The 11,888-nt window shown below is 56.2% G+C and carries 14 protein-coding genes, 1 rRNA gene and 1 riboswitch; of the genes, 13 read left to right on the forward strand and 2 right to left on the reverse strand.

Translation table 11 applies throughout. The features are described from left to right. Nucleotides 1-91, forward strand: a 5S ribosomal RNA gene (rrf, locus tag ACFPB1_RS21545); the annotation flags it as partial. A 122-nt stretch (nucleotides 92-213) separates the two neighbouring features. Here rrf and ACFPB1_RS21550 read toward each other — a convergent pair. Further along, complete coding sequence (locus tag ACFPB1_RS21550; RefSeq protein ID WP_379228171.1) at nucleotides 214-744, reverse strand: transposase; 531 nt, start codon at nucleotides 742-744, stop codon at nucleotides 214-216. A 220-nt stretch (nucleotides 745-964) separates the two neighbouring features. On the opposite strand from ACFPB1_RS21550, the gene ACFPB1_RS21555 reads away from it, so the two are divergent. From ACFPB1_RS21555 to rsmI, 10 genes are all read left to right on the forward strand, one after another. After that, nucleotides 965-1,153 carry a sigma factor G inhibitor Gin gene (locus ACFPB1_RS21555; RefSeq protein ID WP_379228172.1) on the forward strand — a complete coding sequence of 63 codons (189 nt, stop codon included), beginning with the start codon at nucleotides 965-967 and terminating at the stop codon, nucleotides 1,151-1,153. A 161-nt stretch (nucleotides 1,154-1,314) separates the two neighbouring features. Continuing rightward, nucleotides 1,315-2,829 (forward strand): aminotransferase class I/II-fold pyridoxal phosphate-dependent enzyme, encoded by a 1,515-nt coding sequence (locus ACFPB1_RS21560; RefSeq protein WP_379228174.1) that lies wholly within the window; start codon nucleotides 1,315-1,317, stop codon nucleotides 2,827-2,829. A 77-nt stretch (nucleotides 2,830-2,906) separates the two neighbouring features. Continuing rightward, the gene (gene tmk / locus ACFPB1_RS21565) at nucleotides 2,907-3,533 is read left to right on the forward strand and encodes a dTMP kinase (protein ID WP_379228175.1); all 627 of its coding nucleotides are present in this window, start codon (nucleotides 2,907-2,909) and stop codon (nucleotides 3,531-3,533) included. A 100-nt stretch (nucleotides 3,534-3,633) separates the two neighbouring features. After that, nucleotides 3,634-3,963 carry a cyclic-di-AMP receptor gene (locus tag ACFPB1_RS21570; RefSeq protein ID WP_161747125.1) on the forward strand — a complete coding sequence of 110 codons (330 nt, stop codon included), beginning with the start codon at nucleotides 3,634-3,636 and terminating at the stop codon, nucleotides 3,961-3,963. Nucleotides 3,964-3,980: 17 nt separating this feature from the next. Continuing rightward, nucleotides 3,981-4,424 carry a YaaR family protein gene (locus ACFPB1_RS21575; protein ID WP_379228176.1) on the forward strand — a complete coding sequence of 148 codons (444 nt, stop codon included), beginning with the start codon at nucleotides 3,981-3,983 and terminating at the stop codon, nucleotides 4,422-4,424. 61 nt (nucleotides 4,425-4,485) lie between these two features. Continuing rightward, nucleotides 4,486-5,460: a DNA polymerase III subunit delta' gene (gene holB, locus ACFPB1_RS21580; protein ID WP_379228177.1), complete on the forward strand. Its 975-nt coding sequence runs from the start codon at nucleotides 4,486-4,488 to the stop codon at nucleotides 5,458-5,460. Between the two features lie 4 nt (nucleotides 5,461-5,464). Beyond that, nucleotides 5,465-6,268, forward strand: coding sequence for a PSP1 domain-containing protein (locus ACFPB1_RS21585; RefSeq protein WP_379228178.1), 804 nt, complete (start codon nucleotides 5,465-5,467; stop codon nucleotides 6,266-6,268). A gap of 96 nt (nucleotides 6,269-6,364) precedes the next feature. Next, nucleotides 6,365-6,718, forward strand: a complete 354-nt coding sequence (locus ACFPB1_RS21590) for an initiation-control protein YabA (RefSeq protein ID WP_379228217.1) — start codon at nucleotides 6,365-6,367, stop codon at nucleotides 6,716-6,718. 77 nt (nucleotides 6,719-6,795) lie between these two features. Beyond that, the gene (locus ACFPB1_RS21595; protein WP_379228179.1) at nucleotides 6,796-7,581 is read left to right on the forward strand and encodes a tRNA1(Val) (adenine(37)-N6)-methyltransferase; all 786 of its coding nucleotides are present in this window, start codon (nucleotides 6,796-6,798) and stop codon (nucleotides 7,579-7,581) included. Further along, a complete protein-coding gene (gene rsmI / locus ACFPB1_RS21600) occupies nucleotides 7,578-8,471 on the forward strand; it encodes a 16S rRNA (cytidine(1402)-2'-O)-methyltransferase (protein WP_379228180.1) in 894 nt (297 codons plus the stop codon). The genes ACFPB1_RS21595 and rsmI overlap by 4 nt, the downstream gene beginning before the upstream one ends. Nucleotides 8,472-8,609: 138 nt before the next feature. On the opposite strand, the gene ACFPB1_RS21605 is transcribed toward rsmI, so the two are convergent. Then, nucleotides 8,610-8,864, reverse strand: coding sequence for an AbrB/MazE/SpoVT family DNA-binding domain-containing protein (locus tag ACFPB1_RS21605; protein ID WP_090648939.1), 255 nt, complete (start codon nucleotides 8,862-8,864; stop codon nucleotides 8,610-8,612). A gap of 275 nt (nucleotides 8,865-9,139) precedes the next feature. Here ACFPB1_RS21605 and ACFPB1_RS21610 point away from each other — a divergent pair, with 275 nt between their 5' ends. Together ACFPB1_RS21610 and ACFPB1_RS21615 are read left to right on the forward strand one after the other, a co-directional pair. Next, nucleotides 9,140-10,456 (forward strand): HD domain-containing protein, encoded by a 1,317-nt coding sequence (locus tag ACFPB1_RS21610; protein ID WP_379228182.1) that lies wholly within the window; start codon nucleotides 9,140-9,142, stop codon nucleotides 10,454-10,456. Between the two features lie 21 nt (nucleotides 10,457-10,477). Continuing rightward, a complete protein-coding gene (locus ACFPB1_RS21615; protein WP_379228218.1) occupies nucleotides 10,478-11,245 on the forward strand; it encodes a TatD family hydrolase in 768 nt (255 codons plus the stop codon). A 184-nt stretch (nucleotides 11,246-11,429) separates the two neighbouring features. After that, a riboswitch (cyclic di-AMP (ydaO/yuaA leader) is annotated at nucleotides 11,430-11,636 on the forward strand. Nucleotides 11,637-11,888 lie beyond the last annotated feature (252 nt).

Raw genomic sequence — 11,888 nt, forward strand, 5'->3', positions numbered from 1 at the left:
ACGCGTAACCATCCCGAACACGACCGTTAAGCCCTCCAGCGCCGATGGTACTTGGACCGCAGGGTCCTGGGAGAGTAGGACGTTGCCAAGCACGATGAACCGACTGCATGCTGCAGTCGGTTTTTTGTTGCTTTTTATTGATGTTGATAATAGGGCATTCATGAACTATAAAAGAAGCCAGCTCCCATCATCCGTTGTTTCACGTGGAACGCCTCAACGATGATAATAGCCGACCTCATTGGCGGTGATTCTAAGTACGCCGTCTCGTCTGGACTTGCGGAGCCTGCGATTAATGACCAGGCGCGGGGCTAGAAACCAAAGATGACATATGATCAGGCTGATCATCGTCGCCTCATTGGCCCAGGGGTACAGGATGCCGATCGTGCATAGACCAAGCCATAGAAGGTGGCGGTGCAGCCGGCGGAATAGGCCGTATTCGATGTAAGCGACCGGGATATAGCCGATCCAGATGCCGAGCACCCGCCAGCCCCATCGACGGTAATCCGGTTCATCGACGCGAATTAACGTCAAGCGGATGATCAGGAAATGAATGAACTGTGTGCAGAGAATACCGATTCCGAACGCTTTAACACCGTCGAGCCGGTACATGAGGACAAGAAAAACTGCCAAGATGCCGATGGCGCATAGGTAGCTCCGATATAATTCGCCGCGAACCAACACCTTTTGCATTAACCGATATTGGTAGATCGTCACCCTGTCTTGCTCGGCAAGCGCTCCTCGCATCGTTTCAACGCCTTTCGATAATCTAAACCATGTATCGGATTTTGGAGCCGGAAGATGTAGACTTATCCCGTAAAAGAAGTACAAGTCTGCGTTCACCAATCTGGGCGGTTCGACATAAACTGTATTACTATTTGAAATGGGCTATGAAAGTCGTATAGGTTGCTAGACTTTGTGGCATACTAGAAGAAATGATGATTTTTCTTGGACGAGGTGAAACGAAATGTCGGAAGAAAGGACGCCAGCGACCTGCATCGTTTGCGGAATCGAGAAGTTGGAAGGCATACGCATCATCGACGGGTTTATTTGCGATTCGTGCGAGACCGAGATGGTGCAAACCGACGTGCAGGATGCGAAGTATCCGTTTTTTATTCATCAGCTGAGGCGTATCTGGTACCAAAATAATGCATAGGGCGACAAGCTGCACTCTACAATGATCCCGAATTTCTCGCATGCCTACCGCGAACGAGAGAGTTTGGGATTCTTGTTTATCGGGCAAGGTAAAGGTTTCAGTCAAGACCGGTATCCGTTATGATGGAGAGATAGATCACATGGAACCGGAGGAACGTCCAATTGAACCTTCAATCGCGAAAACGATGGCATGCGCCATTATTCGATACGCTGTCCGCGCTGCAGGCGTCCGGGCCAGCCAGTTATCATGTGCCGGGGCATAAATACGGCACGTCGCTCCCCTCGGCAGACGAGATGCCGGCTGAAAGCAGCCAGGCCATGAATGCCCTGCGGGCCGTTATGGGGTTGGATGTCACCGAGCTGACGCCGACCGATGATTTGCATGATCCATCGGGCGTCATCGAGGACGCTCAGCGCTTGGCGGCGGAGACGTTCGGCGCCGAGCGGACGTACTTCCTCGTGGGCGGAAGCACGGCCGGCAATCTGGCCATGCTGCTTGCCGTCTGCGGGCCGGAAGCGTTAATTCTCGTCCAGCGCAACGCGCATAAATCCGTGTTGAACGGGCTGCGGCTCGCGGGTGCGAGTGCAGTTTTCCTAATGCCGGAGACGGATGAAGGAACCGCGCTTCCACTCATCCCTTCGCTTGAGCAGGTGGAGCAAGCGCTCAATCAATATCCGGAGGCGAAAGCCGTCTTCCTGACGAATCCGAGCTATTACGGCTTCAGCGTTTCACTGCAGTCTTATGCGGATCTCATTCATCGACACGGCAAAATGCTGTTGGTCGACGAAGCCCATGGCGCCCATTACGGACTTCATCCGGCTTTCCCGTCCGCGGCCTTGCAAGACGGCGCAGACGCCGTCGTTCAGTCCACGCATAAAACATTGACGGCGCTGACAATGGGAGCCATGCTGCACGTGCAAGGAGACCGAATCGATCGGGATGCAGTGCTGGAGGCGCTGCGAATGATCCAGAGCTCAAGTCCTTCCTATCCCATTATGGCTTCGCTTGATATTACCCGGGCAATGATCGACATCCACGGTGACGGGATGTTCGAGCAAGGTTTGGCGGCTGCGGCCGCGTTTCGGGCAAGGATTGGGGAACAGCAGCGGTACGGCATAGCGGTCCCCGGGCGGGATACCGTCAGGGTGGATCCGCTTCGAATGGCGGTTTTTGACCGAACGGGCACGATGACCGGATTCGAGCTGCAGAGGCGTCTCGAGGCATACGGCTGCTACGCCGAGATGGCGGACTCCCGATATGTCGTGCTGCTGTTCGGAATCGGCGCGTCCCTGCCCGACGTGGAACGGCTGCAGCAGGCGTTGAGAGCGATTGCGATCGAAGCCGCACAAGAAAACCGATGGCCGCATAGCGAACCGGCCAGTCGAATGTTCCCGAATATACGGCAAAGGATTCCGGAGCCAGTCAAATTCGGGCGTGTCGGAACGAGTCGCCGCGGCGTCAGCGGAGTGGTGCGGATCGCCCTCGACGAAGCGGAAGGTCGGATCTCGTCGGAGGCGGTCATTCCGTATCCGCCCGGCATTCCGCTCCTCTATGAGGGAGAACGAATCACGGCCGAGATGATTGCCGTCATCAAGCAGCTCCTCGCGGACGGGGCCAGATGCCAAGGCGCGGCGGATCCCGCGATGCGGACGATCGCGGTTGCCGCGGAGCGGTAGTTCCGTTTACGCGCCATGGTTGGCTTTGCTATGATAGGGGTACTAACATATACAAACATGTACAGAGGAGCAGGGTCGTGGATAAAGGGTTGTTTTTGACGATAGAAGGCGGCGAAGGTTCGGGTAAAACGACGCTGATCGACGGCTTGGCAAAATCGCTGCAAGGACTCGGAAAGCAAGTGTTGTTCACGCGAGAGCCTGGCGGCATTCCGATCGCCGAGCAAATTCGCGGTATCGTGCTCGATAAGGGCAACACCGAGATGGATGCGCGAACGGAGGCGCTGCTCTATGCCGCCGCAAGACGGCAGCATCTGGTAGAGAAGGTGCTGCCCGCGCTGAACAGAGGCGAAATCGTCATCTGCGATCGGTTCATCGACAGCAGCCTGGCTTATCAGGGACACGCGCGCGGACTCGGGATTGAGGAAGTGAGGTCCATCAATGCCTTCGCGATCGGCGAGCATATGCCGGCGCTGACGTTTTGGCTCGATATTTCGCCCGAAGCCGGATTGGCCCGGATTCACGCGGGAGAAGGCAGGGAGATCAACCGGCTCGACCTGGAGGGGCTCGCGTTTCACGAAGCGGTGAGAGAGGGGTACAGGCGGCTCATGGCTGGCGAACCGGATCGAATCGTACGCATCGATGCCGATCAAGCGCCAGAAGCGGTGCTTCGCGACGTGCTCGCAATTCTAAATGCACGAATTTGAAGGATTTTGCTCGTACCATGTCAAATTATTATAGAGCGTCATACTTTCAATAACGTACCGCAAGGCATGAAATCGGCAAGCATTATTGGGGGGGATTGGGATGAAATTAGTTATTGCAATTGTTCAAGATAAAGACAGCAACCGGCTGTCGAACGCGCTCGTGCGCGAGGGGTTCCGGGCGACGAAGCTGGCCAGTACCGGCGGCTTCCTGCGTGCCGGCAACACGACGTTCATGATCGGGATCGAGGACGAACGGGTGCATGAAGTGCTGAACGTCATCCGTTCGAACTGCAAGGTCCGCGATCAGCTCGTATCCCCCGTTTCCCCTATGGGCAGCACTACCGATTCCTACATCCCGTTCCCGGTTGAAGTGCAGGTCGGCGGTGCGGCGGTTTTCGTCGTTCCGGTCGAACGATTCGAACACTTCTGATCGGGCGTGACGAAGCGATGAAAATCAATCCCGGGTGGCGGCCGCTTGGCGCCGATCGTTCGCGTCCGGATACGGGCGCGAAACCGGCGGCGGTCAAAAATTTCGCCGACGTCCTGAACGTGCAGGACGAGCAGCGGACGATCGAGCAGCTGCAGGAGAAGCTGAAAGATATTCATAATCAAGGTGAGCGTCTAGCCCGTTCGATGACGGTCAGGGAGCTGAAGCTCTACCGCCAGATGGTGAAGCAATTTCTCGAGGATACCGTTCGGCGGGGCGTCGGGATGAAGGAAACGCGCGGCTTCGATAGACGGGGCCGCACGAAGCGTTACATGCTGCTGGAGGAAATCGACCAGTCGCTCGTCACCATGGGCGAGGAGCTGCTGGAGAGCGAAGAGGGACGGCTGAAGCTGCTTCAATCCGTCGGCGATATTCGCGGCATGCTCATTAATTTGTTTTTCTAACGCCATTCATGTTTTTCTAGCGCAATTCATGTTGTTCTCACGATAGAAAGGACCAGTTCCCATGCGCATCGCACAGCTTGCCGGGCAACCTCGGGCAAAGCGGATATTGCAATACGCCCTGTCGAGCGACAAAGTGTCGCATGCCTACTTGTTCAGCGGCCCGCCGGGAAGCGGACGGCTGAAGATGGCGATGGCTTTCGCGCAGGCGCTGTTCTGCGAGCAGGGCGGCGACGATGCCTGCGGCCATTGCCTGGAATGCCGAAAGTTCGAGCACGGCAATCAGCCCGATCTGCACCTCATCGAGCCCGAGGGAAGCTCCATTAAAATCGACCAAATCCGCGAGCTCCAGCGCGAGCTCGCTTATCGCAATATACAGGCGGGCCGCAAAGTGTACATCATGCAGCGGGCCGAAACCATGACGCTGCAAGCCGCCAACAGCCTGCTCAAGTTTCTGGAGGAGCCGCAGACGCCCGTCGTGGCGATTCTTCTCACCGACAACGGACAAGCGATGCTGCCGACCATTCGTTCGCGCACGCAGCTCGTGCCGTTCATGCCGCTGGCGCCGCAGGAGATGCTGCAAGCGCTCACGGACGAAGGGCATCCCCAGCTAGCGGCCCGGGCGGCCGTTCATTTGGCTTCGGGCTTGGATGCTTGCCGGGCGCTTATCCAACAGAATGGGTTTGCAGAAATGAGAAACGTAGTGATACAATTGGGAAAGGACAGTTTGAACCGGTTTACCGCCGCTATGCTGTCCTTGCAGCAAATCATGAAGACAGAGCTGGCTGAACAACCGCAGCTTCTTTTGTCCTTATTGGCGCTGTGGTATAAAGATATGATTCATTTTCAAGCCGGAAGACAGGAATCGCTCGTTTTTATAGATCAGCTAGATTGGATCGGCAACCATGCCTACGCGCGTCCGGCGGAAGGCTGGGTGGCGTGCATGGAGCACACGCTGGAGGCGGGCAAACGCATACGCGCACACGTATCGCCGCAATTGGCGCTTGAGCAGCTGCTGATCCGCGTACAGGAGGGGTGAATACTTGTATACCGTCGTGGGTGTCCGCTTCAAGAAAGCGGGCAAAATCTATTATTTCGATCCCGTCGAGTTTCGAATCGAGAAGGAACAATGCGTTATCGTCGAGACGGCCAGAGGGATCGAGTACGGCAAAGTCGTGGTCGGGCCGAAGCAGGTCGGCGAATCGGACGTGGTGCTGCCGCTGAAGAAGGTCATCCGCATCGCGGGCGATAACGACGCGAGGGTCGTGGAAGAGAACAAAGCGGCCGCGCGCAACGCGTTCGCGACGTGTCTGGAGAAGATCCGCGACCATCAGCTGAAGATGAAGCTGGTTGATGTCGAGTTTACGTTCGACCGCAATAAGATTATTTTTTACTTTACGGCGGAGGGCCGCGTCGATTTCCGCGAATTGGTCAAAGACCTGGCCAGCGTGTTCCGCACCCGGATCGAGCTTCGCCAGATCGGCGTTCGCGACGAAGCGAAGATGCTCGGCGGCATCGGGCCTTGCGGCCGCGTGCTCTGCTGCTCGACTTGGCTCGGTGATTTCGAGCCCGTGTCGATCAAGATGGCGAAGGACCAGAACCTGTCGCTCAACCCGACGAAAATTTCCGGTCTTTGCGGCCGGTTGATGTGCTGCTTGAAGTACGAGCACGATAATTACGAAAGCGTTCGCGAGGAGCTGCCAGCCGTTGGCAAGATCGTCGTCACGTCCTACGGCGAAGGCAAAGTTACGGGAATCAACGCAGGCTCCAAATCGGTTTATGTCCAACTGTTCGACGTAGGCGGCAAACCGAAGGAATTGCCGCTTGACGACGTCATCGTCAAGTAAGGCCGTTCGGCCGCCGTGTAATCCGAAGCTGCTTCGCCTTGGGGTGGAAACTTGAAAAGAGACATTTTTAACGAGATCAGCAAGCTGGAAGCGCACATGGGCAGCTTGTACACGGAGCTCGGCGCCATGAAGCAGAAGATTAAGGCACTGCTTGAAGAGAATAACCGGCTGAGCATAGAAAACGGCCAGCTGCGCAAAGTATTGAAGCGGGAGACTGCCATCCATACGCCGCAGCCGAAGCCGGAGCCCGTCGTCATCCACGAAGAAGAGGTGCGCGACGAGCCGAACGAAGTGCCTGTGTTGACGGGAGATCCCGCCGCCGTCGGGCAAGGGTACGATAATTTGGCACGGTTGTATCATGAAGGCTTCCATATTTGCAATTTGTATTATGGGCATTTGCGGACGGAGGGCGACTGCTTGTTCTGCCTTTCGTTTTTGAATAAGGATTGAACGACAAGACCCTCTGACACGGGGTCTTGTTTGCATAGGATGGCAACAACCGATACTTGAGTAAGGAGCAGGGCAACGTGGGTAAAGAAGTGGTATTGGCGCCGGGCGAGAGGCTCGACGATTTATTGACGCATCAGCTGCATATCATTCAAAGCCGGGAGGTGTTCAGCTTCTCGATGGACGCGGTGCTGCTGGCCCGGTTCGCGGCGGTTCCGCCTCGCGGAAGGATTGTCGACTTGTGCAGCGGCAACGGCGTGATTCCGCTGCTGCTGACGACGCGGACGAAGGCGCAGATCGATGCGGTCGAAATTCAGCCGCGGCTGGCCGACATGGCGCGCCGGAGCATCGCGGCGAACGGCTTGGAGGACCGCATCACGGTCATCGAGGGGGATCTGCGCGAGTTCCATAAGCGGCAAGGGCATGGCATCTATAACGTCGTGACGGTCAATCCGCCGTACATGCCGGCCGGAACCGGCGACCAGAACGAGAACGAGCACGTCGCGATGGCCCGTCATGAACGCAACGGCACGCTGGACGACATCGTGGCGGCTTGCGCGCGCCTGGTACGGACCGGCGGGCGCGTCGCCATGGTGCACCGGCCGGCGCGCTTGGTCGAGATTATGGAAACGATGCGCAAATGGAAGCTGGAGCCGAAACGGATGCGGTTCGTCCATCCGAACGCGGAAGCCGAAGCCAATATGGTGCTCATCGAAGCGACGCGGGACGGCAAGCCCGAGCTGCGCATGCTGCCGCCGCTGATCGTGTATAACGCGCAGCATCAATATAATGAAGAAATCATGCAGATCTACTATGGCGGCCGGGCGGAGCCCGCGGCAGCGCAGAAGGAGAAGACAGGCCCATGAACGTACAGCGGAGCTTTCAACCCGCGGAGAAGGACCCGAAGACCGGCACGCTCTACCTGGTCGGCACGCCGATCGGCAACCTCGAGGACATGACGTTCCGGGCGATCCGCATCTTGAAGGAGGTTGACCTGATCGCCGCCGAGGATACGCGGCAGACCCGCAAGCTGCTCGCGCACTTCGAGATCAATGGCCGGCTGGTCAGTTATCATGAACATAATAAGGAAGCCAGCGGTCCGGAATTGGTCCGGCTCCTGGAAGACGGCCAGTCGATCGCGCTCGTCAGTGATGCGGGGATGCCGGCGATCTCGGACCCGGGCGCGGACTTGGCCGCCGCCGCGGCGGAGCGGGGAATCGCAGTCGTGCCGATCCCGGGGGCGAACGCGGCGCTGTCCGCCCTAGTCGTCTCGGGGCTGCCGACGGACAAGTTTCTGTTTGCCGGGTTTCCGCCGCGCGACCGCAAGCCGCTCCTCGCGTGGCTGACCCGGCTGCAGCGTTATGAAGAGACGCTGATCTGCTACGAATCACCGCACCGCATCGCCAAAACGCTGCCCGTCCTGCTGGAGATATGGGGCGACCGCCGCATGGCGATGGTCCGGGAGTTGACCAAGCGGCACGAAGAAGTCGCGCGAGGGACGATCTCGGATTGTATCGCATGGCTGGAAGAGCATCCGCCGCTGGGCGAGTATTGCCTCGTCATCGAAGGGATGAACGAGTCGGAAGCCGCAAAGATCCGGGAAGAAGAAGGCGCATGGTGGACGGCGCTGAGTCTCGAGGAGCATGTCGCCCGGTACGAAGCGGAAAGCGGGGACCGGAAAGAGGCCATCAAGCGGGCGGCGCAGGACCGGGGACTGCAGAAACGCGACGTATATAATGAAGTGATGAAAAAGTAGCCCTGCGAAAAGGGCTAAAACAAAAAAAAAGACCTTCCTGGCCGGGTTCTGGCGCAGGAAGGCATCAAGGAGTATTAAAAAGGTTAGAATTAACAAATGGGATGATACCATTATAACCTATTATTTTTGATTTGTCTCTTATTTTGTAACAGGAGTTGGCATTTCCGTCAAACAAACGTTACAGACGATCTTGCCTTTGAAATACGCCACGTTCTCCGCGTTACCGCAGAAGATGCAAGCCGGCTCGTATTTCTTCAGCATGATCCGTTCGCCGTCTACATAGATTTCCAACGCGTCCTTCTCTCCGATGCCGAGCGTGCGGCGCAATTCAATCGGAATGACAACCCGCCCGAGCTCATCAACTTTCCGAACGATACCTGTAGATTTCATCATATTTGTCGCTCCCTTTCCTATTCAACCATGTCGCCACGATTCGACATTATTCTATCATTTTATGTCTTAATAATACCAACGTTTCCCAAAATAGTCAACTAGCAAGGAGATTCCGGCAAGCGCCGTAGCAACGACGATTTCGTGTCACTAATGTATTCCGCTATACTTTATATAGTACAACAATCACGGTAAGATTGGAAATAGAGTTATGACATAATTCGACATTCATTTGATAAATATGTCGAAATTACGAACAGTTGGGAGTGAGCGAAACAATGAGCAACGACCAAGGCCAACTACGCCTGCCCGAAGAGAAGGTCTTCAAGGATCCGGTACACAAATATATTTATGTTCAGGATTCCTTGATCTGGAACCTCATCAATACGCGTGAATTCCAGCGCTTGCGCCGCATTCGCCAACTGGGTACTTCGTATCTGACCTTCCACGGGGCGGAGCACAGCCGGTTCTCGCATTCGCTCGGCGTCTATGAGATTACCCGCAAAATCATCTCGCAATTCGAACGCAGCGGCTATTCCGGCTGGCCGAAGGAAGAGAAGCTCGTCGCGCTTTGCGCGGCGCTGCTGCATGACATCGGGCACGGTCCGTTCTCGCACTCCATCGAGGACGTGTTCGACACGCACCATGAAGCGTGGACCTGCCGGATGCTTCGGGAGGATACGGAGATTCACCGCGTGCTCCGCGAGTTCGATCCGTCCTATCCGGAGCGGGTGGCCGCCGTCATCTGCAAAACGTACCACGAGCCGATCGTGGTGTCGCTGGTGTCCAGCCAAATGGATGCGGATCGGATGGATTACTTGCTGCGGGATGCTTATTTTACGGGGGTAAACTACGGGACCTTCGACTTGGAACGGATCCTGCGCGTCCTGCGGCCGCATCAAGGAAGGATCGTTGTCAAGGAAAGCGGCATGCACGCGGTCGAGGATTATCTCATGTCCCGGTATCAAATGTACTGGCAGGTGTATTTCCATCCGGTTACGCGCAGTTCGGAAATCATACTCCGCCAAATATTTCGAAGAGCGAAAGAATTATACGGGGGCGGCTATGCGTTCGGCTGGATGATGGAGCCGCTTAAGAAGCTCATCTCCGGCGGCATCGGCATCGAGGATTACCTCGCGCTGGACGAAGCGCTCGTGCAGGCGGCGTTCTCCGCCTGGTCGCACGAATCGGATCCGATACTCTCCGATCTATGCCGCCGGTTCCTGAACCGGCGATTATATAAGTACGTGACGATGGACGGGCCCGACGAGCAGCTGTGGAACGATATCCGGGCTCAATTCCGGGCGATCGGGCTGAATCCCGACTACCACCTGGAAATTGACTTTCCGTACGACATGCCCTACCATGTGTATCGTCCCGGCTCGCCCGGTCCAGCGGATAATGAAGAAAAACCGCCGATACTGCTGCTGTCGGGAGACGATCGGTTGTCGGAAATTTCCGGCCGCTCCGACATCGTCCGTTCCATCACGGGCATTCATCAAGGAAAGTACCACTTGTATTACCCGGAAGAACCGCTGCTTGAATCAGCGCACCTGCTCTCCGCGAAGATACGCGAATTATTTGGTTTACTGTAGAAAGGGGTTACGCAAGACGTGATGTTAATCGACACGCATACGCATTTGGACTCGCCGAAATTCGACGCTGACCGCGAGGCGGTCATCGAACGGGCGCTCGAAGCCGGCGTACATACGCTCGTCAATATTGGCTTTAACCGCGAGACGATTCCGACCACCATGGCGCTGGCCGAGCGCTATCCGTTCATCTACGCGGCCGTCGGCTGGCACCCCGTGGACAGCATTGACATGACGCCGGCGGATCTCGAATGGATCGCGTCGCTGCTCGAGCATCCGAAGGTCGTAGCGCTCGGCGAAATCGGGCTTGATTACCATTGGGACACATCGCCGAAGGATGTGCAGCAGCGCGTCTTCCGCCAGCAGATCGCGCTGGCGAAGGAGAAGCGCAAACCCATCGTCATCCATAACCGCGACGCGCACGAGGACGTCGTGCGGATATTGCGCGAGGAAGGCGCGAGCGAGGTCGGCGGAATCATGCACTGCTACTCCGGCAGCTGGGAAACCGCGAAGCAATGCCTCGAGATGAACTTCTATATTTCCTTCGGGGGACCGCTTACATTTCAGAACGCGCGGGTCCCGAAAGAGGTCATGGCCAAGGTGCCGCTCGACCGGCTGCTGATCGAAACGGACGCGCCGTATTTGGCGCCGCACCCGCATCGCGGGAAACGGAACGAGTCGTCCTTCGTCCGTCTTGTAGCAAATACGATGGCGGAAATTTCAGGGAAATCCGTGGAAGAAATCGCCGAAATTACGACCGAAAACGCAAAGAGATGTTTTGGAATTCAATGAAAACGTGACGATGCGTTAGATTTCGGGGGATATCCGGTGAAAAAAATGATTTTACATCCGAGTATCGCTGGAATAGCCCGGAATTTTCCTTGAAATTCGTGAAAATCGTCATTAATCAGTTCTTTACAATGAGCGGCGGTAGACGGTATGATTCATCTCAGAGCAGCAAAAGCTGTATTCCTTTTCCAAATTATCGCTTAATCTCCGGCTACCGGAGAGCGGGGGAACCACTTGCTTGAAACTGTTTGTAGCAATCGAACAGCGGAAGCAAGCATTCTCATGGGGTGAATTTCGCCGAACGACGCGCATTGCCGTGCGCCGCGAAGCGAATAGGGCGACTCTCGCGCCCGAACCCGTCAGCTAACCTCGCAAGCGTACATAAAGAGAGATCAACCTCGTGCATGCAACATCACGCTGCCATTTATCCGAATGGGAAGCCACGAAACAGATCCTCTGTCGTCGGGCTTCTCTTTTTTGTTTGAATATTGCGTAAACTGACGACATAGGGTGATATGGTGGAGGTGGGGCCGAGGCGTAGTACGAAGAAAGCGTGCATTCGCGCGCCAATATTCTATAGTCGCGTCTAAGTATCATGTTTACAAAGGCGGCGGGGCTATGTAAGGAGGACCGAAGAAGTGGGAGC

This window comes from Paenibacillus sp. GCM10023250 (assembly GCF_042653205.1).
In the GTDB taxonomy this organism is placed as follows: domain Bacteria; phylum Bacillota; class Bacilli; order Paenibacillales; family Paenibacillaceae; genus Paenibacillus_Z.

Bases quoted from the DNA above. Each gene is read 5' to 3' on its own strand.
- ACFPB1_RS21550 (WP_379228171.1), bottom strand. From the start codon at position 744: ATGCGAGGAGCGCTTGCCGAGCAAGACAGGGTGACGATCTACCAATAT.
- ACFPB1_RS21555 (WP_379228172.1), top strand. From the start codon at position 965: ATGTCGGAAGAAAGGACGCCAGCGACCTGCATCGTTTGCGGAATCGAG.
- ACFPB1_RS21570 (WP_161747125.1), top strand. From the start codon at position 3,634: ATGAAATTAGTTATTGCAATTGTTCAAGATAAAGACAGCAACCGGCTG.
- ACFPB1_RS21575 (WP_379228176.1), top strand. From the start codon at position 3,981: ATGAAAATCAATCCCGGGTGGCGGCCGCTTGGCGCCGATCGTTCGCGT.
- holB (WP_379228177.1), top strand. From the start codon at position 4,486: ATGCGCATCGCACAGCTTGCCGGGCAACCTCGGGCAAAGCGGATATTG.
- ACFPB1_RS21590 (WP_379228217.1), top strand. From the start codon at position 6,365: ATGGGCAGCTTGTACACGGAGCTCGGCGCCATGAAGCAGAAGATTAAG.
- rsmI (WP_379228180.1), top strand. From the start codon at position 7,578: ATGAACGTACAGCGGAGCTTTCAACCCGCGGAGAAGGACCCGAAGACC.
- ACFPB1_RS21605 (WP_090648939.1), bottom strand. From the start codon at position 8,864: ATGATGAAATCTACAGGTATCGTTCGGAAAGTTGATGAGCTCGGGCGG.
- ACFPB1_RS21610 (WP_379228182.1), top strand. From the start codon at position 9,140: ATGAGCAACGACCAAGGCCAACTACGCCTGCCCGAAGAGAAGGTCTTC.
- ACFPB1_RS21615 (WP_379228218.1), top strand. From the start codon at position 10,478: ATGTTAATCGACACGCATACGCATTTGGACTCGCCGAAATTCGACGCT.